The following is a 22500-nucleotide window of genomic DNA, read 5'->3' on the forward strand; positions in this document are numbered from 1 at the left end:
AAATCGTATCCGTTGTGCAAGAAATAGCGTAATGAAGATCCATGAACTGGGATGATATTCGCATTTTTCTCGCCGTCGCACGTTCCGGCCAGATATTGGGCGCCGCCAAGCGATTGGGACTTAACCACACCACAGTCGCGCGCAGACTGTCTGCGCTGGAGGCTGCCCTTTCCACGACCCTGCTGACAAGGCGCACCAGCGGCACCACCCTGACCCAGGCAGGCGAAGAATTCCTGCTTGCAGCCGAACGCATGGAAACGGAAATGCTGGCTGCGCGCGCGCAGATCGGCAATGCCGACATTGCCATTTCCGGCACGGTGCGCATCGGTACGCCGGATGGCTTTGGCGTGAATTTTCTGGCGCCGCGCCTGGCGCGGCTGACGCAGCAATATCCCGATCTGATCATCCAGCTCGTTCCCGTGCCGCGCTCATTCTCACTGTCGCGGCGCGAAGCAGACATTGCCATCACGGTCGAACGCCCCGAACAGGGCAGGCTGATTGCACGCAAGCTGGTTGATTATACTCTGGCGCTGTTTGCACATCGCTCCTATCTCGAAGCCAATGGAACGCCGCAAAGCGTAGAAGAACTCGGCAATCATCGCCTGATCGGCTATGTGGAGGATCTGGTCGTCACGCCATCCCTCGCCTATGCTTCGGAAATCAGCCGCGACTGGAAACCGGATTTTGAAATCTCCAGTACACTTGGCCAGATGGAAGCGGTGCGCGCAGGCGGCGGCATCGGCATTCTGCATTCATTCATTGCACGTGCCGATCCTGATCTGATCCCAGTCCTGCCAGACCGCGTCATCCGGCGCTCATACTGGCTGACCTATCATGAATCAGCGCGCACATTGCGCCGTGTGACCGCCATTTCAGCACTGATTTCTGAACTGGTCGAAAATGAAAAATCGCTGTTTGCATAAAGCAGCTCCAGGAAGTGGAACCGGTTTTCCGTCCGGAACTGCGAAATAACAATGTGTTGGAGCAGAACCCCAAGGCAGCGGCCTGCCTCGGGAATGATCCGATGCACATATTCAGGATGAAGCCTGCCTACATCCGCCGGAAGATGAGCATGACGATGAAGATCGCCGCAGCAGGAAGCAGCAGGGCATAAAGTCCGAACAACCAATGGCTGAACCCGCCAACGATCGCGCCGACCATCATGGCCGTCCAGACGGCAATATGCTGTAGCCAGCGCCATTTCGGCACCTCACCGCGAATGGAGCCGGCAAAATCGGCAGCGGCGTTGAACAGGGTTCCGGTCACATAGGTAACACCCAGGCGCGCCGCGCCGATCGGCTGGACGGCGGCATTTTGCGCGCCCATGGCCGCAGCAAGCAGCAGAACCGGCTGGACGATAAGCGCACCTTTCAGACGCAGCAGACTGACGACAACAAGCGTCAGCGCCACTGTTGTCATGATTGCAAGGCTGCCCCTCTTGCCATTGCGACGCACCACCAAGGTTCCAACCACACCACCAATGAAAAACAATGTGACCAACGCCAGGGGCAGCGCGATCATCACTTCACCCAGAAGATTGGGCTGGCCTGCAATGGCCGCACCAAGCTGGGTCGTGTTGCCGCTGACGAAGGAAGCAAAGAAGCCTCCCAGCTGCAGAAAGGCAACCGCGTCTACGCACCCCGCAGACGCTGTGAGTACGAGTCCAAGCGACAGATTGGATTTCGGTGTCATGATCGTGAATTGAAAAACCCGGCGCGTTATGACCGGGTCAAGTTATGCAATGTCAGACGCGTTTGATGATTCTGATAATGATCAGCAGGATCGCTGCGCCGATAAATGCGTTGACGATAGAAGACATAATACCGCCGCCAACGGAAAAGCCAAGACGTGGCAACAGCCAGCCGGCAAAAAAGGCACCGATGACGCCGACGACAATATTGCCGATCAGGCCGAAACCACCGCCCTGCACCACCTTGCCCGCCAGCCAACCGGCAATGAGGCCGACAAACAGAAAGACTATGAGACTTCCGATTTCCACGATTTATCTCCCACACAAGCCGCGCCCCTTTACGCGGCTCGCGCAATTTTGACTACAAGTTTGCGTCACTTACAAGTGGCATCAGCGGAAGATATGCAAAATCATGGCGCCAGATGGCGGAATGCGGCGACAACAGCGTCATAGACCTTGCGCTTGAATGGCACGATCAGTTCCGGCAGCTCCTGCATCGGCTTCCACTCCCAGCAGTCAAACTCGGCCATATGCCCCCCGGGCGGCGGATTGATCGCGATCTCGCTTTCATCACCCTCAAAACGATAGGCAAACCATTTCTGCTTCTGCCCGCGATATTTGCCTTTCAGGGCCACGCCCACCAGATGCGCCGGCAGGTCATAATAGATCCAGCCCGGTGTCTGATCGATCAGCGAAACCGATTTTATGCCGGTTTCCTCATAAAGCTCGCGCAAGGCAGCACTTTGCGGCTCTTCCCCCTCATCGATCCCCCCCTGCGGCATCTGCCACAGCTTGCTCTGTCCTTCCATCTCACCGTCCGGTTCCGGGATGCGTCGCCCCACCCAGACCATCCCGTCCCTGTTGAGCACCATCACCCCAACACAGGGACGGTAAGGCAGGCTTTCGGGATCAACCGGATGTTTGAGCTTGGACATTCTATTCTCCGAAGAAACAATTCTGACTGTCACTGATAACCAGCGAAAACAGCCTATTCAACACGATTCATATTACGACTCTATGACATCGACCGACATGAAATTCGAGCTTGTTGACCAGGTGCGCCAACAACCGAAGTGAACAAGCAAAAAGGCGAAAGCCGAAGCTTCCGCCTTTTCCGGTTTATCATGCTTTGGTCATGGTCAGGCAGGCTGGAGCACTTATCCGTCCCAAAACCGGTTCCCGCCGTCGAGGCGAATGCTCTAGTTCAGAACACCCTTTTTCGGGTCTGGCGGAAAGGCTGCATTGGCCACTTCACCGCGCAGAAGTTTCAGCGCCTCGTTCAGCTGCAAATCCTTGGCCGGATCAGCCGGAACATAGGCTGCAGAACCGGAGCCCTCTTCATCCTCTGCCGCGCCCTTGATATGGCCCTTCAGCTCGGATTCGCCACGCACCACATCCTTGCCCTGCAGTTCAGGCGGCAACGGCTGCTCGACCTTGATATCCGGCGTGATGCCCTTGCCCTGGATCGACTTGCCCGACGGCGTGTAATAAAGCGCCGTGGTCAGACGCAGCGAGCCATTTTCGCCAAGCGGAATGATGGTCTGCACCGAGCCCTTGCCGAAGGATTGCGTGCCGAGGATCGTAGCACGGCGATGATCCTGCAGCGCACCGGCAACGATTTCCGACGCACTGGCCGAACCGCCATTGATCAGCACGATGATCGGCTTGCCATTGGTCAGGTCACCCTTGTGGGCGTCAAAACGGGTAATGTCTTCCGGATCACGGCCACGAGTCGAGACCACTTCACCACGATCAAGGAAGACATCGGAAACGGCAACGGCCTGATCCAGCAGTCCACCCGGATTGAGGCGCAGGTCAAGGATATAGCCCTTGAGCTTGTCTTCCGGCACTTTTGACTGAATGTCCTGGATGGCCTTTTTCAGATCATCCGTCGTCTGTTCGGTAAACGAGATCACCCGCAGATAGCCGACATCATTCTCGATGCGCGAACGCACCGCCTTGACCTTGATCACCGCGCGGGTGATCTTCAGCGTGATCGGCTTTTCCGCGCCAGGGCGCGTAATGGTCAGTTCCACATCCGTGCCGACCTGGCCGCGCATCTTGTCGACGGCATCATTCAGCGTCAGGCCTCGCACTTCCTCGCCATTGATCTTGGTGATCAGATCGCCAGCCAGAACGCCAGCCTTGGACGCCGGCGTATCATCAATCGGCGCGATCACCTTGACGGCATCATTTTCCATGGTGACTTCAATGCCAAGGCCGCCAAACTCACCCTTGGTCTGCACGCGCATGTCCTGGGCGGCTTCCGGGTCGAGATAGGAAGAATGCGGATCAAGCGAGGTCAGCATGCCGTTGATGGCGCTTTCGATCAGCTTCTTGTCATCCGGCGGCGTCACATATTGCGAGCGCACCCGCTCAAAAATATCGCCAAGCAGCGACAGCTGCTTATAGACATCACTATCTTTCGCAGCAGCGAACGCGCTCGATGCCGGTGCGCCCTGAACCATCACCATCGCCGAAGCACCCATCAGGGCACCGGCAAACAGCAGCGACAGTTTACGTATCATCTTGTGTCCTTCCAGAAAGCCGTGCAGACCACCACGGGGCCGGATCCACGGGTTTTCCATCTTTTCGAAACTCAATGTAGAGCAATGGCGCACCGCTGCCCACATCAATTGGCGCTACGCTGGCAAGAAGTTTTTCACCCATTGTGCCCACCGGCTCGCCAGCAAGAACAAATTGCCCCTGTACCGCATCGATTCGCCCCATACCGGCCAGCACGACATGATAGCCATTGCCAGCATCGAGGATCAAGAGCTGGCCGTATGATCTGAATTTGCCCGCATATAACACCACGCCATCAGAAGGTGACGTAATCGTGGCAGACGGCAGAGTTTCCAACACCTGCCCCATCATTGTGCCGCCAACACCATCCTTGTCACCAAATTTGCGGACAATTTTTCCCGATGCTGGCAAGGCAAGCTGTCCCTTGAGGGCTTCCAGATCAAGCTGCGCCAGCAATCCGTCAGATGAGGGCTGCAGTTCGCCTGCCCGCTCGCGGGCCTTTGCCAGGCGCTCGGCTTCCGCCTTGCGTGCCGCATCGGCTGCCGCCCTTACACCTGCCATTTCCTCGTCGAGCGAGGCGATCAGATCCTTCAGACTGCCAGCCCGCGCGGCAAGTTCTTCCGAGCACTTGCGCTGTGCCGCAATCTCCTGCTCGGACTGCGTCTGCAATTTCTTCTTTTCTTCCAGCAGCAATGACTGGCGCTGTCGCTCTTCAGCCTGGGCAGTGCGCGTTGCAACCAGTTTTTGCTGTTCTTCCGCAATCGAGGTGGTCAGACGCTGCATTTCCTGCAGATCATCGGCCAGTTCCTCGACATTCTGGCGCATTTCCGGCACCACTGCGCCAAGCAGAACGGCGCTGCGTACCGACGCCAGCGCATCGTCGGGCCGCACCAGAAGCGCAGGCGGCGGGTTCAGCCCCATGCGCTGCAAGGCCGCCAGCACCTCGGCCAGCACGCCACGCCGCGCACGCAGCGAAATGCGGATGCCATCCTCCTGCTCACGCAGCATCACCAGCCTGTCAGTAATCGCAGCAATATCCTGCTCCAGCTTCTTGTCGGTCTTGGCAGACTGGATGAGCGCAGCGGAAATCGTCGCCTGATCTTTTTTCAGCGCCGCAACCTCTGCCTCGAGCTGTTTCAGCCGGTCGCTGGTGACGACAAGCTCACTGTTCAGTTTTTCATATTCCTGTGCCGCCTGATCGCGTTCCAGCTTCAAGGCATCCTGCGCCTGCGCCTGCACGACACAACCTGCCGCCGCGCCAGTCAGCAAGGCTGCGCACAACAAGGCCGGTATTGTCCGCCGGGAACACATGCAAGCAAGGAACATGAAACGCTTATTCCAGCCAATCTGGTCAAATTCGCGACAAGACTAGTCTGAACCCGTTAACGAATGATCAACCATAACCAGTTTCAGGCATCATGAGCGATGATAGGGATGCCCCGCCAGAATGGTCGCAGCGCGGTAAAGCTGTTCGGCAATCAGAATACGCGCAATCTGATGCGGCCAGGTCAGGGCGCCCAGCGCCAGAACCAGATCCGCGCGCGCGCGCAGACTGGGGTCGTGCCCATCCGGGCCGCCAATGGCGACAATGAGCTGCCGTCTGCCCTCGTCGCGCATGCGACCGATCCGTTCGGCAAAGGCCTCCGAGCCCAGTGCCTTGCCGCGTTCATCAAGCAGGATCAGTGCCGCACCATTGTCCAGCGCTTCATGGATGCGTGCGGATTCCTCGGCCTTGCGTAATTCCGCCGTTTGGCCGCGGCTTTCCGCAATCTCGCTCACACCGGCAAATTCCAGCCCCAAGGGCGGGCCAGCCTTGGCAAAACGGTCAAAATAACGCTCGACCAATTCCCGTTCGGGGCCAGCCTTCATCCGGCCCACGGCAAATACGCTCACACGCATGACGCCCTCTACCCGGCAGCTAAAGCAGTTCCAGGAAAACGGGAACCGGTTTTCCGTCCGGAACTGCAAAACAACACGTTATGGCAATTCAGATTTTCATGGAAACTCTGAACCGCTCAATGGCACGCCTTTTCCGCCACAAGGCCGGATCAATGCCGCATGTCTCAGTCTTCATCCACGCTGCCACGAAACCTCGGCAGGTTATAACCAGACTGCCAGGCAGAGCAGACGGCGCATTGGCATTTTCCGATCTGGTCAATCAGATCGGCGCTTTATTCTGTCACCCCGCACCTTGTCCGAAACCGCCATACACTTTTCGGGATGCGCGTCAATGCATCGTTTCCGACGCATGATCTGCGTCGAAATCGTCATTCAGCCAGATCTTCTCGAGATTGTAGAAGTCGCGGACTTCCGGCCGGAAGATATGGATGATGACATCGCCAGTATCAATGAGCACCCAATCGCCACTGTCGAGGCCTTCAACCCGGATATCCTTGCAGCCGATGGCATGAAGCGCACGCAACAGGTGATCCGCAACCGCCGAAACATGGCGATGCGAACGACCGGATGCGACGATCATGTAATCGCCGATCGAGGACCTTCCACGAATGTCGATGGGGATGATGGCTTCCGCCTTGGAGGCTTCCAGACTGGCCAAGGCCGCGTCAATGGTCCGGGACACGAGATCCTTCTCGTCCATCCTGACCGATGAAGGCCTGATCTGAGCCTTCTTCTGAACTGCTGTTCTCAGTGTCTTCCCTTTCTAACAAGAACAACGCTATGCGGCAGTTGCAGGCACCGCACGCGATAATGATAGGCAGAGTCCCCTTTTTGTTTCAAGAGATCTGTCACTGTCAGACCAATCACTTTTTTAAATTTCCATACTCTGCCACATATATTTGGTGGAATCAGACAGGAACTCCATCAATATCATGTGCGGCCCTTGCGGATCGCGCTCGATGACAGTGATGAACGGGGTCCGTGAATGAACGTCCAGGCTGGCGGCGACCGGCGTGCAAGCGAAGGTGCCAAGCGTTCATCCACACGGCCTCTTGCAAATGTCTGCGCCATGCGTGACGAAAGACAGGACAATGTCGAGCCTGGACGGTCGATCACCGCAATCGGAAAATGTGCGGCAATGTCATCCCAGCGCTGCCAGCGATGGAACGAGGCCAGATTGTCGGCACCCATGATCCAGACAAAATGCACACCCGGATTGGCAGCCTTGATCAGCGCCAGCGTATCAGCAGTATAATGCACATCGAATGCCGCCTCCAGCGCCGTTACCTTGATGCGCGGATCACGGGCAATGGCCTCGCTCAGACGAATGCGCTCGGCCAGGGGCGCCAGATCACGCGGATCCTTGAGCGGATTGCCTGGCGTCACCATCCACCACAGCTGATCAAGCCGCAGCCGGCGCAAGGCGATTTCCGCCACCAGCGCATGCCCCGCATGCGGCGGATTGAATGAACCGCCAAACAGGCCGACCGTCATGCCCTTTTCGACATGCGGCATGCGCAGATAATGTGCCGCAACACCCGGATAGCGCTGCAATAACGCCGGAAGCCCAAAGCCGAACCGCATCAGGACATGCCCCGGAACTGGGAAAGTGACATCACGCTGTTCCCACCCTAAACCGGCCGCGTCTGACCATTACCGCGCACGCAATATTTGAAAGAGGTCAATTGCTCGACGCCAACCGGCCCACGCGCATGCATCTTGCCGGTCGCAATGCCGATTTCCGCACCCATACCAAACTCGCCGCCATCGGCAAATTGCGTTGAAGCATTGTGCAGCAGAATGGCCGAGTCAATCTCGTTGAAGAAACGCGCAACCGCATCGGCATCTTCCGCAATGATCGCCTCGGTATGATGCGAGGAATATTGGCCGATATGTGCAATCGCACCACCGACACCATCAACCAGTTTCACCGAAATGATTGCATCAAGATATTCCGTTGACCAGTCTGCTTCTTCTGCCAGCCTGGCAGACGGATAAAGCGCCTTCACCTCTTCGCTGGCGCGGATTTCGCAGCCGCTAGCGGCAAGATCGTCCAGTACCGGCACGAGATGAGTCGCAGCCGCAGCGCGGTCAACCAGCAGCGTTTCGGTCGCGCCGCAAATGCCGGTGCGACGCATCTTGGCGTTAAGCGCAATCTTGCGCGCCATTTCAAGATCAGCCGTCTTGTCGATATAGAGATGGCAGATACCTTCCAGATGCGCAAAAACCGGCACGCGCGCTTCCGACTGCACCCGCGCAACAAGACTCTTGCCGCCACGCGGAACGATCACATCAATGGCGCCATCAAGCCCCTTGAGCATTTCGCCAACGGCCGCGCGGTCGGTCACCGGCACGATCTGGATCGCATCCACCGGCAGGTCGCCTGCCTCAAGCCCCTTGACCAGCGCCTTGTGAATGGCTTGCGAGGAATGGATCGAATCCGATCCCCCGCGCAGGATCACGGCATTGCCTGCCTTCAGGCAAAGCGCACCGGCATCGGCCGTCACATTCGGGCGGCTTTCATAAATGACGCCAATCACGCCAAGCGGCGTGCGCACGCGCTCAATGTGCAGCCCATTCGGGCGATCCCATGCGGCGATCACTTCCCCAACAGGATCAGGCAGCGCCGCAATGGCGCGGATGCCTTCGGCAATCGCTTCAAGCCGCTTGTCATCCAGCTTCAGACGATCGATGAAAGAAGCCGCCATGCCGGCTTTTGCCGCGTTGTCGAGATCAAGCTGATTGGCCGCAAGGATCGCATCGCGGCTTGCAAGCACTGCATCGGCACCAGCAAACAGAGCCCTGTTCTTCTGTTCCGTACTGGCAATGGCAAGTGGAGCAGCGGCAGCCTTGGCCCTGCGGCCTACTTCCGCCATGACTTCCGCTATATTGCCTGCTTCATCCACCTTGTTCAGCATTGCCATCCCCTATGCCTCAACTGTCTCGTTGCTGACGGCAGAGCCGCGCACCACGAGATCATTGCGATGGATCATGGCGCTGCGCGCATCATAGCCAAGAATGGCGCTGATCTCATCGCTCTTGTGCCCGGCAATTTTGCGGGCATCATCCGCGTCATAGGCAATCAGCCCGCGCGCAATTTCGATACCGTCTTCATTGAGAACCGCGACAGTGTCACCGCGTTCAAAATGCCCTTCAATTTCCCGGACGCCGGCAGGCAGCAATGACTTGCCGGATTTGAGTGCTCGCACCGCACCTGCATCGACCACCAATCGCCCTGCCGGCTCAAGATTGCCGGAGATCCAGGTTTTCCATGCATTGACCGGTGTGCGTGAGGCTTCAAACAGGGTTGCCCTCTCGCCGCGATCGATCGCCGAAAGCGGCCCCATGCGCACGCCAGAGGTAATGATCATCGCCGTTCCGGCCGCATTGGCAATCTTGCCTGCATCCAGCTTGGTCTTCATGCCACCGCGCGACAGTTCCGACGCAGCAGCCCCTGCCATGGCCTCAATCGCCGGCGTGATGGTTTCAACCAGCGGCAGGAATTGCGCATCCGGATTCTTGTGTGGCGGAGCCGTATAAAGCCCGTCAATATCCGACAGCAGGATCAGAAGATCCGCACCCATCATGGTCGCAACACGCGCGGCAAGTCGATCATTGTCGCCATAGCGGATTTCGGATGTCGCAACCGTATCATTCTCATTGATGACCGGAATCGCCTTCAGCTTCAGCAATGTCTCGATCGTGGCGCGCGCATTGAGATAGCGGCGTCGTTCTTCCGTATCTGAAAGCGTCACCAGAATCTGGCCGGACTTGATGCCGTGGCCGCCAAGCACATCGGCATAGGCCTTTGCCAGCGCAATCTGTCCAGCCGCCGCTGCCGCCTGGCTTTCCTCAAGCTTCAGCGCCTTTTTCGGCAGGCCAAGCACAGTTCGCCCCAGCGCGATCGCACCGGAAGACACCACCAGAACCTCAACACCAGCATGATGCAGCGTGGCGATATCTTGCCCCAGGCTTTCCAGCCATTCGGTTTTCAGCCCCTTGTTGCGATCAACCAGAAGAGCAGAACCAATCTTGACAACGATGCGGCGGTATTCTTTTAGTTTTTTCAGCATTGTTTCATTCCCTCGCCGCGCGCTGATTTATTCTTCGCCCGCAGTCTCACCCGCTTCTTCCGCGCGGCTCAGATCAATCACGCGCGCAAGCTGGCGCAAGGCATCATTCAGCCCTTCATGGCTTACCGCCGACAACAGCAGCGGATCGCGGCCACACGCCTTTTTCAGCGCCTTCACCTTTTCCTTGCGTGCCTCCGCATCAAGCGTATCGATCTGCGACAGGGCGACGATTTCCGGCTTATCGGCCAGCCCATGTTCATAGGCTTCCAGTTCACCACGGATGATCCTGTATGCCCTGGCGACATCTTCTTCCTGCGCCGAAACCAGATGCAGCAGCACGCGCGTGCGCTCAACATGGCCGAGGAAGCGAACGCCAAGACCAACGCCTTCGCTTGCTCCTTCGATCAACCCCGGAATGTCGGCGATGACGAATTCACGTCCGTCAACCCGCGCAACACCCAGATTGGGATGCAGCGTGGTAAACGGATAATCGGCAATCTTCGGCTTGGCCGCAGTCACACTCGCAAGGAAGGTTGACTTGCCCGCATTGGGCAGACCAACGAGACCCGCATCGGCAATGAGCTTCAAGCGCAGCCAGATCGTGCGTTCAACCCCTTCCTGCCCCGGATTGGCATGACGCGGCGCGCGATTGGTCGAGGTCGTGAAATGCAGATTGCCAAAGCCGCCATTGCCACCCTTGGCCAGACGGAAACGCTGGCCAACCTCGGTGAGGTCACAGATCAGCGTCTCATTGTCTTCCTCGAAAACCTGCGTGCCCACCGGCACTTTCAGCACCACATCCGCTCCCTTTGCCCCGGTCATGTTGCGGCCCATGCCATGCATGCCGGTCTTGGCAAAGAAATGCTGCTGATAGCGATAGTCAATCAGCGTGTTGAGCCCTTCCACGGCCTCAACCCAGACATCGCCTCCGCGTCCGCCGTCGCCCCCATCCGGGCCGCCGAACTCAAGAAATTTCTCACGGCGGAACGAAACCGCCCCAGCTCCGCCATTTCCGGAGCGGATATAGATTTTCGCCTGATCGAGAAACTTCATTGAATCAAACCTTCCAGAGGCTTCAGCCTCAAATCCCTTCAGATGCGGCCTTACCGCATATGCGTGTTGCAATTACAGCAAAACACGCATCCTGCAAACAGTCGAGAATGCGTGTTCTGGCTCATTTTAAAGCAGGTTTCGCAAAATCGGCAGCAACAACCATTCTTGCAGCGCCGTCATGTGAAACGTGCCTGTCTGTCGGCCTGCACCTATGCCGACCAGCTGCGCAAGCCAACCCAGGTGCGCCGATCCAAAGCATAGCGTTCAACCGGAACCATTCCGGCAGAAAGCGATTGCTGCATGCCTGTTCCGGCATATTGGAATCCGCATTTATGGATCACCCGCTTGGAAGCCGTATTGCTCACCCGGCAGGCGACATGCAGACGATCAATGTCGGTTGCCCGGAATGCCAGATCAATCAGCGCATGAGCAGCTTCTGTTGCATAGCCGCGCCCCCAATAAGGTTCGCCCAGCCAATAACCGATTTCCAGCCCCTCACCATGTTTATAGGCGTGGATGCCACAACTGCCCATGAAAATGCCGGTTTCCGCCTGGGTAATCGCATAGATGCAATTGCCCATTTCGCCAGTTTTCACGCGTTCAACAAATTCCACGGCATGCGCGCGGGTATAAGGATGCGGCATGCGGGCAAGCATATCGGAAACGCGTCGATTATTGGCAAGATGGGCAATGGCATCCACGTCTTCTTCATGCGGCGGGCGCAGAACCAGACGCTCCGTGACAAGGATCGGACACGCAATCCTGTGCGCGATTTCACCGGACAGGCTTTCAGTGTCGGGGCCGCCAAAGCCTGGCGAGACATCGCCCGGTCTGACTGCTCTTGCATAACAGTCTTCTTCCAACAATTCGTCGACCATTTCATACCTCCAAATGCAAAAAGGGAAGATGGGTGTCCCATCTTCCCCTTCGATCTTTTGGCGGCTCGCCTTGGCACCGGGTCCGATGGGACGCCGGTGCTTATGAGAGTGCCCGGCTTACTCTGCTGCTTCCGCGATTGGGGTGACCGACACATAGGTGCGGCCATTGGCTTTCTTGCGGAAAGACACGGCGCCATTCACGGTTGCAAAAATGGTGTGGTCCTTGCCGAGGCCAACATTGGCGCCCGGATGCCACTTGGTACCGCGCTGACGAACGATGATGTTGCCGGCGAGAACCATTTCACCGCCGAACTTCTTCACGCCAAGGCGCTTGGATTCTGAATCGCGACCGTTACGCGAGGAACCGCCAGCTTTTTTGTGTGCCATTGGTGTTCTCCTTTGATCTCTCTATTACTCAGCCGCTTCCGACTTGGCTGCAGCCTTCTTGGGCGCTGCCTTCGGAGCCTTCTTCTCGGCTGCCTTCTTGGTTGGCTTTGCGCCATCCGTAAGGATTTCCGAGATGCGGACGGTCGTCAGTTCCTGACGATGGCCACGGGTGCGCTTCGAGTTCTGACGACGACGCTTCTTGAAGGCGATAACCTTGCGGCCACGGCCCTGTTCAACGACTTCGGCGGTTACAAGAGCGCCTGGAACGGTCGGAGCGCCGATGGTCGAACCAACCATCAGAACTTCGGTGAATTCTACGATGTCGCCAGCTTCACCAGCGATCTTCTCGACCTTGATCAGGTCATTTGCGGCAACGCGATACTGCTTGCCACCGGTCTTAATGACTGCGAACATTCTTTGTCCTTTCGGGTCGTTCGGTCCGGCTCTCATATTTCCAGCAGCATGCCGAATCCACGGGCCGTCTTTTTATCAGTCGGTTTGCTTCAAGCCTTGCGGCTTCTGATCGGTTTTCGGCGAGCCTGAAAACCAGTCACAACAATAGGCGCAGTTCTCCCCGCGCCTAAGGTTGGGTGCATATAGGTTGGTTGGATGGGAAAAGTCAACAATTTTCACATCAAGATGCAAAATGGGGCTTGTCATCTTTCGATCATCCCGTTATTCAGCCGCTGCACTCGGCATTCGTAATCAATGCTCGCAGCTGTTTGGGCTCACAAGGGCTCGAAAATTGGCGCTGCATAATGCGGAGAGGTGGCTGAGTGGTTGAAAGCACCGCACTCGAAATGCGGCATGGGGGCAACTCCATCGGGGGTTCGAATCCCTCCCTCTCCGCCACTTGCCCCCGCGAAAGCGTTCTCCCGATCCGGCTGCGGCCGGAATTTCTCGTTGTTTTCGAGGGTTATGCGGGTGAGGCTGAGCACCGGCGCCGGTGCCAGGCTGCCCGGAGGCGGTCTCTGAGGCCCGATATTCTCCGGACCTCATGACTGCGCCGGTTTGGTGAATTCTTCACAAGGCATTGAATTTGAACGGGTTAATCTCCTACTCGCTGAACACTTCGATTTCAGGGACATTCTTTGAAGAAGGAACAGAAATCGAACCTTTGGTCGAATTACGAAGTGGCTGGGCTGTCCCTTCGATCCTCGAGTGGGACTTGTATGGTGACGCCCGATCATCGAGAAACCCCTGACCGTTTTCCGGCCAAGCGGTGCTTCTCATGTTCACGCCAACGGGGCACATGCGCTGTCATCAGCGCCTTGAAGACTTTGCCATGGTTGGGAACCCGTAGATGCAGCAACTCGTGTGCGATCACGAAGTCCTGGAAGCACTTCTCCTGATCGGCCAGGTCCTCGGCAAGTGTGATGATACCGCCGGTTGAGCATGATCCCCACTTGCGCGTCATGCGCTGGATTCGAACAATGCGCGGTGTCGCCTTCAGACGCTCACACCAGTAGTCGACCCGGGCACGGAGAGAGGCGCGTCGGTCTTCAGGACTCGGCATCGTGATCGCCGTCGAGCAGGATCGCGAGCACCACATCGACGACCCGGCCACGATCTTCCTTACCGAGCCCGAGCAGCGGGCGGTACAGTGCGGCGCGCAGCTTCCGGCGCTCATCGTCATTGACCCTGGCATTAGGGTACCTATGCGTTTCAGTCTCTGCATCCCTCGCCAGCTCCATCGCGGAGATGCCGGCATTGCGCAGCGCTTCATCGTCCTTGAGGTTCCAATAGACCCCGAACGCCCGAGTCGATAGGCCGCTGTCCTTCGCCGCCTTGATCGCCTCTTCCTTTTCCTTTGCCAGCGCGGCCAGCATGTCCATGGCGGCGAGGCCGGTGGTGTTCCGGTTCTCCAGATCCTTCAAGATCCGCTCGGCCCTGTCCTTCAGCGACTGCAGGACAGGCGCGGTATCTGCCTCGTCCTCAATCTCCTTCTGGAGCCCGCGCACGAGGTTGAACACCTTGCCCTCGTCCGATCCCGGCTCGCCGCGCAGCCCTTCCAGAGTCTTGACATCGAAGGTGACCGTCTTGGTCAGCCGGCCGAGGCCCTCCTGCGTCGCGCTATCCTCGACCAGACGGCGGGTTTTGTAGGCGAGGTCGGCGACGTAGCCGACATGGTCCGCATAGGCGTTCCGCACGGCGGCATAAAGCTGCGCCAGCCGCTTGAAGGTCGTGATGTGATCGCGCAGTTCGGGCGAAGGCGAAAGGATCTCCCACAAGGCTTCGATCTCCTTGTAGGCCTCGAAAAACGCCTTACGCGGCTCGGGATCGAGGAAGCGGCCATAGACCAGCTTCTCCAGCTTCTCATCTGCGCTGCCCTCATCGCCGGCGTCGAGGTAATCGATCTTGGCCTTCTCGATCTTGCCCAAGAAATCCTTGAGCAGGAGGTCCAGGTCCTCGATCACGTCGCTGACGTCGGAACTGTCGAACTGCAGCGCCTTCTTCAGTTCGCGCAGCACGCCGACGAAATCGACGACGAGGCCGACGCGCTTCTGCACGCCATTGGCATCGACATAGGGCCGGTTCACGCGGGCGATGGCCTGCAGCAGCACGTGATCCCGCATCGGCTTGTCGAGATACATGCAATAGAGTAGCGGGGCGTCGTAGCCGGTCAGCAGCTTGTCGGTGACGATGAGGATCTTTGGGTCCTCGTTCGGTTTCTTGAACAGCAAGCGCACATCGGCCTCGCGCTCGGGCGAGAGCTGAACCTCGGCGACCAGTGGGCGGTCAACCACGTCCGCTGCATTGTCCGTGTACACTGCCTCGGACCACTCGGGCGGTAGCAGCCTGTCTAGCGCCCGTTTGTACTTGGCGCATGCTTCGCGGTTCACGCCGACCAGAAACGCCTTGTAACCGAGTGGGTGGACCTTCTCCCGGAAATGCTCGGCGACGAAGGCAGCGACCTTCTCGACGCGGTCATCGGCGGTGAGAAAGGTGCGGAGGCCAACGGCGCGGTCGAGTACCCTGTTCAGTTCCTCGACATCCGTCACGCCCTCGGCAGCGGCGAGCTCGAAGAATTCCTTGTCCAGCCGTTCGGCCGGCACGGTCATCTCGCTCGGTGCCATGGTGTGGCGGATGGGCAGGGTAGTCTCGTCTTCGATGGATTCGCGGATCGAATATTTGTCGAGATAGCCCTGCTCGTCCTCGATGCCGAAGATCTTGAAGGTGCCTTCGCCTTGCGCCGTCTTGGCGATCGGTGTGCCGGTGAAGCCGATGATGGTCGCGTTCGGAACCGCAGCCATCATGTAGGTGCCGAGGTCCTTGGCGACGGAGCGGTGCGCCTCGTCGATGAAGACGTAGATGTTCTCGCGAGTATTGGCGTCTTTGTCGATGCCCTCGAACTTGTGGATCATCGAGATGATCAGGCCGCGCTTGTCGGTCTTGAGCAGCTCCTGCACCTCGGCCTTGGAGTTCGCCCGCCAGACCGGGATGTCCTGCTGCTGCATCTCGCCGAGCAGCTTTTCGACCCAGCCCTTGAGCTGGCCTTCGAGCTCGGTGCGATCCACCACCAGGATGACGGTGGCGTTCTGGAACCGCGCCTTGTCTTCCAGGATCAGCTTCGCGGCGGTGAGCAGGGTGAACGTCTTGCCTGACCCCTGCGTGTGCCAGACGAGGCCGCGCTTCTTTTCCTTGTCCTCGCAGCGCGCGACGATCTTGTCGATGGCGATGCGCTGGTGCTGGCGCAGGATCGATTTTCTCGTCTCGCCGTCCTCGACATAGAACAGGATCCAGTCGCGCAGCGTGCGCAGGAAGTCGGTCGGCTCGAAAAAGGCCTGCACCGCGAACTTGTAGGTCTCCTCGGGCTGCTGCTTCCAGCGTGCCATGAAGCGGCGGTTGGCGTTCCAGGTGACGCCGTACCAGTAATCGAGCAGATGGGTGACGTTGAAGAGCTGCGGCGCGCCGATCAGCTCCGGCGTCTCCTTCTCGTAACGCTTGAGCTGCGTCACGCCCCGGTCGATGGCGCCGCCATCCTTGGGGTTCTTGTGCTCGACGATGCAGACGGGCACGCCATTGACGACGAACATCACATCCGCCCGGTTGCCCTTGCGCGCCGGCGGCTTCAGCTTCCATTCCCAGGTGACGTGAAAGACGTTCTCGCCCGGATGCTCGAAGTCGATGAGCTGAACATGGCGGTGGCGCTTCTCGCCCTCGTCGTACCATTGCCGCTCGCCGCGCAGCCAGGCGAGCATGTCGCGATTGCCCTCGATGGTGGGCGGGATCGCCTCCAGTTTCTCGATCACCTGGCGGATGGCATCGGCCGTCATCCACGGATTGAATTTGGCGAGCGCCGCCTCCAGCTCATCGCGGAGCATCATGCCGGCCTCGCCGCCGCGCTTCTGCTTAGCGACCTCGGGCGTGATCGGCGTCCAGCCGATGCCAACGGCGTGGGTCACCATCGGGAACTGGACCGTGCCGGCCTCGCTGATCTTCAGTTCGCTCATGCCGCCACCTCCGCCACCGGCTTCGCATCGAGCGCCGAGAGGTCGAGATCGGCCACGCGGATCTCGCCGGTCATCAGCTTGTGCAAGAGCGCCTTGAAGAGGTCGTCGAGCACGGCGCGCTTGCGGCGGTGCAGGTCGATCTTTCGGTCGATGGCCTCGAGGACGGCGACGATCTCGCGCTGTTCGTCTACGGTTGGCAGCGGGAAAAGGACAGTCCGAAGTTTGGTCGCATTGATATTAGCTTGCCCAACTGCGCGGCTCGCAAGTTTCTTGATTTCACTCTGGGTTTTCGGCCAATTCATAAAGTAATTCAGGTAGGCTGGCAGGCACCGCGCCTCGTCCAACGAAACCCGTACGAGATAAGACGCGAAGACTGCATCGCGCGGGTCTTCGACGATTGCCATGCGGCCGACAAGATCAATGCTGTTGGTTCGATTGAAAAGCAAATCTCCCGGTCGCAGGCGGAAAGTCTCGAATGTCGCTTCATCCAGGTCGACGAACTGAAGGTTGCGGAAGTGGACCTTTCCGTCTTCTTGGCAGTTCATGCGTAAAATTGGGTAGGCTCCCGATGGCTGTCCACGAACAGAAAGACCATATTGCGTGTTCGTCGCAACGCTGCCGATCGACACGACTTCCCAGCTCTCCGGCACAGGGCCGATCTCGGTTTCCTTCTGCGCCTCGCCGCGCAGGCCCTTCGTGAACAGCGCCCGCATCGCCGCGCGCTTGAGGTCTTGGGCAGTAGCAAGTCCGTCGTCCTGCAGCTTGATGGCATGCCGCACGAGATCGAGGACGTCAGCGATCTGCTTCGGCTCATCATTCGGCGGCAGCCAGATTTCGATGCGGTCGATCTTCTCTTGGTTAAGGGTGTTTCCCTTTACCTGCCGATCCTGCAGCGCGTCATAATCAACTTGTGCTAGGAAGTAGCCAAGAAAGCGCTGGTCCACACCATTGCGGGGGTGAATCGCGATGATTGCCTCATTGTGGCAAGCATCGATACCAAGGGTTGCGACCCGTCCGATCGTGAGCTTGAAGCTCATGATCAGCGTCCCTGCGGGCACGGTCTTCCCGCGAAAAACCTCTCGAAACGCCGCTCGACTGATCTTTTCCTTGGTCTCAGTGACGGTGCCGAACTCCGTCATGTCAGAAATCGCGACCCAAGGAACGCCATCATCGGCGCCCTGCCAATAGTCAGGGTTCGCGCGAGCTGGAGTCCGGCCTGCCTTGTAGTCTGCAAGTTCCGCGAACGGGATCGCACGCCATCCGTCTGGGATCATTTCTGTTCTCCCAGGGGCGCCAGCATCTTGGCGAGCTTCTCGTCGATCTCCCGCGCAGCATTGTCGAGCTCAAACAGGTCGGCGATGATTTCTGCGATCGGCCGCTGATCCTGCTCGGTGGTACTACCCACCCACCTGCTCGGACTGAGATTGTAGTCTGCCTCGGCCGCCTGCTCCCGTGTGATGACAGCGATCTCGCCCTCGACCGGTTCGCCCTTCAGGTAGGCCGCGGCCAGCGGGCGAATGTCCTCCTCCGGGATGAAATTCTTCGGCCGCCCCTTCTGCACGCGGCGTGAGGCATTCAGAAGGACGATCCTGTCCTTGCGCGCTGCGGGCTTGCGCTTGGACAACACGACGATCACCCCGGCGGCGGTGGTGTTGTAGAAGAGATTGTCAGGCAACAAGATCACGCCGTCGATCAGGTCGTGCTCGACGAACCACTTGCGGATGTTCCGCTCCTTGTCCTCGTTCTTGCTGCCTGAGCCGCGCGTCACCGCGCCGGTATCCAGCACCACCGCCGCGCGGCCCCTGTCGTTCAGGCAGGCGAGCGTGTGCTGGAGCCACGCCCAATCGCCCTTGCCGGTGGTGGCGCCGCCAGCCGTGCGGAACCGGTCGAACGGATCGTCGGCAAAGATGTCCGGATTGAACGGCTGGTTCCACATCGGATTGGCCACGACGATGTCGTAGGTGCGGATCCTGCCATCCGCCGTCTTGAACTTCGGATTGATCATCGTGTCGCCGCGCGCCATCTCGACGCTCATGTCGTGGATGATCGCGTTCATCTGGGCGACGGCGTAGCTCTCGGCGGTCAGCTCCTGCCCATAGAGCTTGAGCGGCACCTTGCTGGTGGGGTCGAGCTCACGCGCGACGAGTTGGAGCTTGACCAGTAGCCCCGCCGAGCCGCAGGCATAGTCGTGGCATTCCTCGCCGGGCTTCGGGCGCATGATGTGCGCCATCAGGAATCCCACCTCGGTCGGCGTGAAGAACTCGCCGGCGCTCTGGCCAGAGCCCTCCGCGAACTTCCGCAGCAGATACTCGTAGGCGCGGCCGAGGAAGTCGGGCTGCACGTCGGCGAGGCCGAGTCGGTAGCGCGGGTCGGAGAAGGTCTCGACCACCTGACGCAGCTTGGCCGGATTGATGTCGCGCTCACCGTTCCGCTCAGCGGCGAAGTCGACCACGTCGATGACGCCGGACAGGGACGGGTTCTGCCGCACCACCGCGCGCACGGCCTTGGTCAGATGCTCGCCGATGTCCTTCGGGCGCGTGGGGCGGCCCTGGTCATCGTTGGGCCATTCATAGGACTGCCGACCGCTGATCACGGCCCATCTCGCCTCGGGCGGCAGATAGAACCGGAGCAGTTCGTGGTCATCCTCGGCGATCTCGAGGGCGGTGTCCCGATCGCCGTACTCCTCCGCAAGGCGCGCGATCTCGTCGTCGAACACGTCGGACAGTCGCTTCAGGAAGAGCAGCGGCAGAAGGTAGTCCTTGAACTTGGCCGCGTCCTTCTCGCCCCGGATCGAGCAGGCGGCATCCCAGAGCATCTGCTCCATGGACTTCGTCGACGGTGTGGTGGAACGTGTTCCTGCCCGGCGGCGCGTCACCTTTTCGGCGGCGGCGATGTCGTCGGATCCGGCTTCAGCCATGTCCACCCCAGCCTCTTCGGCGAGAGCGGCAATGGTGGCGCGGGCCGCCTTCTGGGGCAGGTTGGCGCCGCCTTCCCAGCGGTTGACCGTGGCGAAAGATACGCCGAGCCGCTCAGCAAGCTGCTCCTGCGTAAGATCGAGCTCGGCGCGGATGGCGCGCAGCGTGGCGGCAATGGCGTGTGATTGTGTCATGTTTGTTATGTATGCTATATCGCATGATGGGTCAATCCCCCAGAATGCACCTCGCTGCAGAGTGGTTCGGAGGCAATTCAGCCTGTCGAAGCGACGAACTCTGCGCCGCCCATTCTAGCGAGAGCGGCTCCATAAGGCGCACCAACGTCACCGCTGGCCCCTGCTTCCCGTCCAGGATCGCCTCGACGATGTCGGGCGCGAGCAGAGTGAGCCGCAGGACGCGGGTCATGTAGGAGGGCGCGATGCCCTCCCGTTCGGCCAGTTCGGCGATGGTGGCGTATTCGCCCGACTCGAGCATCCGTTTCCAGCGGAAGGCGCGCGCCAGCGCCTTGACCAGCGTGCTGTCGGCCCTGCGCGGCTGGGCGGCGCCCTCCGGCAGCTGCATCTCCTTCCGCCCGCCGCGCTTCACGATGCGGAACGGGACATGGAGCGTCACCGTCTCCGGGACCGGAGCCCCGCGGGTCATGCTGCCTCTCCAACACCGCCGGCCAGCATCTCGCGAGCGAGGCTGCTGAGTCCGTCGACGCGGAGCCCGACGTTGAGCCCGTCCGTGCCAATGTCGACACGCTCGACCACCAGCGCCACGATTCGGGCTTGCTCAGCGGGGAACAGTTCGTCCCACAGTGGATCGAGCCGGGTCAGTGCCTCACGAGCGTCAGTCTCTGCGATGTCGCCGTCGTGGGCGCGTGCCGCCTTCCATGTCCCCGCCACAATCTCGGGCTGGCGGAACACGGCACGAAGCTGGTCGATGACGGCAGCCTCGATCTCGCCTGCCGGAATGCGGCCGATGGGGCACGACCCGGCGCCATGTTTCAAAACCGTCTGGCTGACATAGTAGCGGTAGAGCTTGCCGCCTTTCCGGGTGTGGCTGGGCGAGAACGCCGCGCCATCGGGGCCGTAAAGCAGCCCTTTCAATAATGCCGGCGTCTCGGCCCGGGTCCGCGCGGCGCGCTTGCGGGGGCTTTCCTTCAGGATGGCGTGCACCCGGTCCCATGTCTCGCGGGCGATGATGGCGTCGTGCTCGCCGGGATAGCTGTCGCCCTTGTGCACGGCCTCGCCGATATAGGCGCGGTTGCTCAGCATCCGATAGAGATATTTCTTGTCGATCCGGTTGCCGCGTGGTGTGCGGATGCCGCGCGTGCCGACCTCGCGCGCCAGTTCGGTGCAGGAGCCGATTTCGAGGAACCGGGCGAAGATCCAGCGCACATGCGCGGCGGTGTCCTCGTCGACCAGCAGCTTCCGGTTTTCCACCCGGTAGCCGAAGGGCGGCACCCCGCCCATCCACATACCCTTCTTCCGGCTGGCGGCGACCTTGTCGCGGATGCGCTCGGCCGTGACCTCTCGTTCGAACTGAGCGAAGGAGAGCAGGATGTTCAGCGTCAGCCGTCCCATGGACGTGGTGGTGTTGAAGCTCTGCGTCACCGAGACGAAGGTCACGCCGTTGCGGTCGAACACCTCGACCAGCTTGGCGAAGTCGGCGAGCGAGCGGCTGAGGCGGTCGATCTTGTAGACGACGACCACATCGACCAGCCCATCCTCGATATCGTCGATGAGCCGCTGCAGGCCGGGCCGTTCCAGCGTGCCGCCGGAGACGCCGCCGTCGTCATACTGATCGCGGACCAGCACCCAGCCCTCGGATCGCTGGCTGGCGATGTAGGATTCGCAGGCCTCGCGCTGGGCATGCAGGCTGTTGAACTCCTGCTCCAGCCCTTCCTCTGAGGATTTGCGGGTGTAGACCGCGCAGCGCAGCTTGCGGACGGGTTTCGATTTTTCCGGTGGCTTCGTCATTTCCGGCCCCTGTGGTTCCTGAGCCCGAAGAAGACCCAGCCGTTCCAGCGCGTTCCGGTGATGGCGCGGGCGATGGCCGACAGCGACTTGTAGGGGCGGCCCTGCCACTCGAAGCCATCGGCGGTGACGGTGACGACCTGCTCGACACCCTGCCATTCGCGCAGCAGCCGCGTGCCGGTGATCGGGCGGTCACGGTCGGCGCGCATGCCACGCTTCTTCCTCTCGCCGCCGTCCAGTTCTTCGCCAAGCCGCTCCAGTCGCCGTATCGTTTCGGGCTTTAGCCCGCCATAGGCGAGTTCCTGGATGCGGTATGCAAGGCGGGACTCGAGGTAGCGGCGGTTGAACGGGGGCGGCTCGCTGTCGAACAGGTCGCGCCACTGTTGCTTCAGGTCTGGCGTTGGCGTGGTCTTCAGCGCGGCCAGGCGCGCGGGGATGGTGTCGGGCTTGTTCATGCATCTCTCCGGTGAGTTGGAGTTGCATGAGGGCATTGGTCGCTGGACAAGTGTAGGCAACTTTCTCCGGTATCGTCAGATACTTCGCCACTTTCCCGCATCCGCAGCCGGACCAGCCCGAGCGCCAGCAGACCGCACAGCTCGGCGCGGCGCTCGGCGGGCGTCATCAGGTCGGGCGGCAGCGGATTGGG

Annotated in this window: 22 protein-coding genes and 1 tRNA gene; 2 read left to right on the plus strand and 21 right to left on the minus strand. The window is 59.7% G+C overall.

Annotation, left to right across the window (positions count from 1 at the left end):
* The first annotated feature begins 41 nt into the window (after positions 1-41).
* Positions 42-923 (plus strand): LysR family transcriptional regulator, encoded by an 882-nt coding sequence (locus ACFO1V_RS00725; RefSeq protein ID WP_374829744.1) that lies wholly within the window; start codon positions 42-44, stop codon positions 921-923.
* Positions 924-1050: 127 nt separating this feature from the next.
* Here the strand turns inward: ACFO1V_RS00725 and ACFO1V_RS00730 are convergent, their stop codons facing one another.
* The 14 genes from ACFO1V_RS00730 to rplU form a co-directional block, all read right to left on the minus strand.
* A complete protein-coding gene (locus ACFO1V_RS00730) occupies positions 1051-1692 on the minus strand; it encodes a YoaK family protein (protein WP_374829742.1) in 642 nt (213 codons plus the stop codon).
* Between the two features lie 52 nt (positions 1693-1744).
* Complete coding sequence (locus tag ACFO1V_RS00735; RefSeq protein ID WP_374829740.1) at positions 1745-1999, minus strand: GlsB/YeaQ/YmgE family stress response membrane protein; 255 nt, start codon at positions 1997-1999, stop codon at positions 1745-1747.
* Positions 2000-2100: 101 nt separating this feature from the next.
* Complete coding sequence (locus ACFO1V_RS00740; RefSeq protein WP_374829738.1) at positions 2101-2625, minus strand: RNA pyrophosphohydrolase; 525 nt, start codon at positions 2623-2625, stop codon at positions 2101-2103.
* A gap of 264 nt (positions 2626-2889) precedes the next feature.
* Positions 2890-4218: a S41 family peptidase gene (locus ACFO1V_RS00745; RefSeq protein WP_374829736.1), complete on the minus strand. Its 1329-nt coding sequence runs from the start codon at positions 4216-4218 to the stop codon at positions 2890-2892.
* On the minus strand, positions 4208-5542 hold the full coding sequence (locus tag ACFO1V_RS00750) for a murein hydrolase activator EnvC family protein (RefSeq protein WP_374829734.1): 1335 nt from the start codon (positions 5540-5542) through the stop codon (positions 4208-4210). The genes ACFO1V_RS00745 and ACFO1V_RS00750 overlap by 11 nt, the downstream gene beginning before the upstream one ends.
* A 90-nt stretch (positions 5543-5632) precedes the next feature.
* A complete protein-coding gene (gene rlmH, locus ACFO1V_RS00755; RefSeq protein ID WP_374829732.1) occupies positions 5633-6115 on the minus strand; it encodes a 23S rRNA (pseudouridine(1915)-N(3))-methyltransferase RlmH in 483 nt (160 codons plus the stop codon).
* 328 nt (positions 6116-6443) lie between these two features.
* On the minus strand, positions 6444-6815 hold the full coding sequence (gene rsfS / locus ACFO1V_RS00760) for a ribosome silencing factor (RefSeq protein ID WP_374829730.1): 372 nt from the start codon (positions 6813-6815) through the stop codon (positions 6444-6446).
* A gap of 230 nt (positions 6816-7045) precedes the next feature.
* On the minus strand, positions 7046-7699 hold the full coding sequence (locus ACFO1V_RS00765) for a nicotinate-nucleotide adenylyltransferase (protein ID WP_374829728.1): 654 nt from the start codon (positions 7697-7699) through the stop codon (positions 7046-7048).
* 47 nt (positions 7700-7746) lie between these two features.
* Positions 7747-9033, minus strand: a complete 1287-nt coding sequence (locus tag ACFO1V_RS00770; RefSeq protein WP_374829726.1) for a glutamate-5-semialdehyde dehydrogenase — start codon at positions 9031-9033, stop codon at positions 7747-7749.
* A 9-nt stretch (positions 9034-9042) separates the two neighbouring features.
* Positions 9043-10188, minus strand: coding sequence for a glutamate 5-kinase (gene proB, locus ACFO1V_RS00775; protein ID WP_374829724.1), 1146 nt, complete (start codon positions 10186-10188; stop codon positions 9043-9045).
* Between the two features lie 27 nt (positions 10189-10215).
* Positions 10216-11241, minus strand: a complete 1026-nt coding sequence (obgE, locus tag ACFO1V_RS00780) for a GTPase ObgE (protein ID WP_374829722.1) — start codon at positions 11239-11241, stop codon at positions 10216-10218.
* A gap of 209 nt (positions 11242-11450) precedes the next feature.
* Complete coding sequence (locus tag ACFO1V_RS00785; RefSeq protein ID WP_374829720.1) at positions 11451-12119, minus strand: GNAT family N-acetyltransferase; 669 nt, start codon at positions 12117-12119, stop codon at positions 11451-11453.
* A gap of 117 nt (positions 12120-12236) precedes the next feature.
* On the minus strand, positions 12237-12506 hold the full coding sequence (rpmA, locus tag ACFO1V_RS00790; protein ID WP_374829718.1) for a 50S ribosomal protein L27: 270 nt from the start codon (positions 12504-12506) through the stop codon (positions 12237-12239).
* A gap of 24 nt (positions 12507-12530) precedes the next feature.
* Complete coding sequence (gene rplU / locus ACFO1V_RS00795) at positions 12531-12920, minus strand: 50S ribosomal protein L21 (protein WP_374829716.1); 390 nt, start codon at positions 12918-12920, stop codon at positions 12531-12533.
* A gap of 348 nt (positions 12921-13268) precedes the next feature.
* Between rplU and ACFO1V_RS00800 the strand changes: the two genes are divergently transcribed.
* A tRNA-Ser gene (locus tag ACFO1V_RS00800) sits at positions 13269-13358 on the plus strand.
* A 334-nt stretch (positions 13359-13692) separates the two neighbouring features.
* Here ACFO1V_RS00800 and ACFO1V_RS00805 read toward each other — a convergent pair.
* Genes ACFO1V_RS00805 through ACFO1V_RS00835 form a run of 7 tightly spaced genes read right to left on the minus strand, consistent with a single transcriptional unit; the run spans position 13693 to position 22309 of the window.
* A complete protein-coding gene (locus tag ACFO1V_RS00805; RefSeq protein ID WP_131674864.1) occupies positions 13693-14022 on the minus strand; it encodes a M48 metallopeptidase family protein in 330 nt (109 codons plus the stop codon).
* A complete protein-coding gene (locus ACFO1V_RS00810) occupies positions 14009-16960 on the minus strand; it encodes a type I restriction endonuclease subunit R (protein WP_374829713.1) in 2952 nt (983 codons plus the stop codon). Before ACFO1V_RS00810 ends, ACFO1V_RS00805 begins: the two co-directional genes overlap by 14 nt.
* On the minus strand, positions 16957-18234 hold the full coding sequence (locus ACFO1V_RS00815) for a restriction endonuclease subunit S (RefSeq protein WP_374829711.1): 1278 nt from the start codon (positions 18232-18234) through the stop codon (positions 16957-16959). Before ACFO1V_RS00815 ends, ACFO1V_RS00810 begins: the two co-directional genes overlap by 4 nt.
* Positions 18231-20069, minus strand: a complete 1839-nt coding sequence (locus ACFO1V_RS00820; protein WP_374829709.1) for an N-6 DNA methylase — start codon at positions 20067-20069, stop codon at positions 18231-18233. The genes ACFO1V_RS00815 and ACFO1V_RS00820 overlap by 4 nt, the downstream gene beginning before the upstream one ends.
* A gap of 31 nt (positions 20070-20100) precedes the next feature.
* On the minus strand, positions 20101-20535 hold the full coding sequence (locus ACFO1V_RS00825; RefSeq protein ID WP_374829707.1) for a hypothetical protein: 435 nt from the start codon (positions 20533-20535) through the stop codon (positions 20101-20103).
* A complete protein-coding gene (locus ACFO1V_RS00830; RefSeq protein WP_374829705.1) occupies positions 20532-21857 on the minus strand; it encodes a recombinase family protein in 1326 nt (441 codons plus the stop codon). The genes ACFO1V_RS00825 and ACFO1V_RS00830 overlap by 4 nt, the downstream gene beginning before the upstream one ends.
* On the minus strand, positions 21854-22309 hold the full coding sequence (locus ACFO1V_RS00835) for a DUF2924 domain-containing protein (protein ID WP_374829703.1): 456 nt from the start codon (positions 22307-22309) through the stop codon (positions 21854-21856). The genes ACFO1V_RS00830 and ACFO1V_RS00835 overlap by 4 nt, the downstream gene beginning before the upstream one ends.
* Positions 22310-22500 lie beyond the last annotated feature (191 nt).

It is taken from the genome of Daeguia caeni, assembly GCF_042653845.1.
Classification (GTDB): Bacteria; Pseudomonadota; Alphaproteobacteria; order Rhizobiales; family Rhizobiaceae; genus Brucella; species Brucella caeni.

Bases quoted from the DNA above. Each gene is read 5' to 3' on its own strand.
- ACFO1V_RS00745 (WP_374829736.1), bottom strand. From the start codon at position 4,218: ATGATACGTAAACTGTCGCTGCTGTTTGCCGGTGCCCTGATGGGTGCT.
- rsfS (WP_374829730.1), bottom strand. From the start codon at position 6,815: ATGGACGAGAAGGATCTCGTGTCCCGGACCATTGACGCGGCCTTGGCC.
- rplU (WP_374829716.1), bottom strand. From the start codon at position 12,920: ATGTTCGCAGTCATTAAGACCGGTGGCAAGCAGTATCGCGTTGCCGCA.
- ACFO1V_RS00825 (WP_374829707.1), bottom strand. From the start codon at position 20,535: ATGACCCGCGGGGCTCCGGTCCCGGAGACGGTGACGCTCCATGTCCCG.
- ACFO1V_RS00725 (WP_374829744.1), top strand. From the start codon at position 42: ATGAACTGGGATGATATTCGCATTTTTCTCGCCGTCGCACGTTCCGGC.
- proB (WP_374829724.1), bottom strand. From the start codon at position 10,188: ATGCTGAAAAAACTAAAAGAATACCGCCGCATCGTTGTCAAGATTGGT.
- ACFO1V_RS00740 (WP_374829738.1), bottom strand. From the start codon at position 2,625: ATGTCCAAGCTCAAACATCCGGTTGATCCCGAAAGCCTGCCTTACCGT.
- ACFO1V_RS00835 (WP_374829703.1), bottom strand. From the start codon at position 22,309: ATGAACAAGCCCGACACCATCCCCGCGCGCCTGGCCGCGCTGAAGACC.
- ACFO1V_RS00730 (WP_374829742.1), bottom strand. From the start codon at position 1,692: ATGACACCGAAATCCAATCTGTCGCTTGGACTCGTACTCACAGCGTCT.
- ACFO1V_RS00815 (WP_374829711.1), bottom strand. From the start codon at position 18,234: ATGATCCCAGACGGATGGCGTGCGATCCCGTTCGCGGAACTTGCAGAC.
- obgE (WP_374829722.1), bottom strand. From the start codon at position 11,241: ATGAAGTTTCTCGATCAGGCGAAAATCTATATCCGCTCCGGAAATGGC.
- ACFO1V_RS00810 (WP_374829713.1), bottom strand. From the start codon at position 16,960: ATGAGCGAACTGAAGATCAGCGAGGCCGGCACGGTCCAGTTCCCGATG.
- rlmH (WP_374829732.1), bottom strand. From the start codon at position 6,115: ATGCGTGTGAGCGTATTTGCCGTGGGCCGGATGAAGGCTGGCCCCGAA.
- ACFO1V_RS00770 (WP_374829726.1), bottom strand. From the start codon at position 9,033: ATGCTGAACAAGGTGGATGAAGCAGGCAATATAGCGGAAGTCATGGCG.
- ACFO1V_RS00830 (WP_374829705.1), bottom strand. From the start codon at position 21,857: ATGACGAAGCCACCGGAAAAATCGAAACCCGTCCGCAAGCTGCGCTGC.
- ACFO1V_RS00785 (WP_374829720.1), bottom strand. From the start codon at position 12,119: ATGGTCGACGAATTGTTGGAAGAAGACTGTTATGCAAGAGCAGTCAGA.
- rpmA (WP_374829718.1), bottom strand. From the start codon at position 12,506: ATGGCACACAAAAAAGCTGGCGGTTCCTCGCGTAACGGTCGCGATTCA.
- ACFO1V_RS00820 (WP_374829709.1), bottom strand. From the start codon at position 20,069: ATGACACAATCACACGCCATTGCCGCCACGCTGCGCGCCATCCGCGCC.
- ACFO1V_RS00765 (WP_374829728.1), bottom strand. From the start codon at position 7,699: ATGCGGTTCGGCTTTGGGCTTCCGGCGTTATTGCAGCGCTATCCGGGT.
- ACFO1V_RS00805 (WP_131674864.1), bottom strand. From the start codon at position 14,022: ATGCCGAGTCCTGAAGACCGACGCGCCTCTCTCCGTGCCCGGGTCGAC.
- ACFO1V_RS00750 (WP_374829734.1), bottom strand. From the start codon at position 5,542: ATGTTCCTTGCTTGCATGTGTTCCCGGCGGACAATACCGGCCTTGTTG.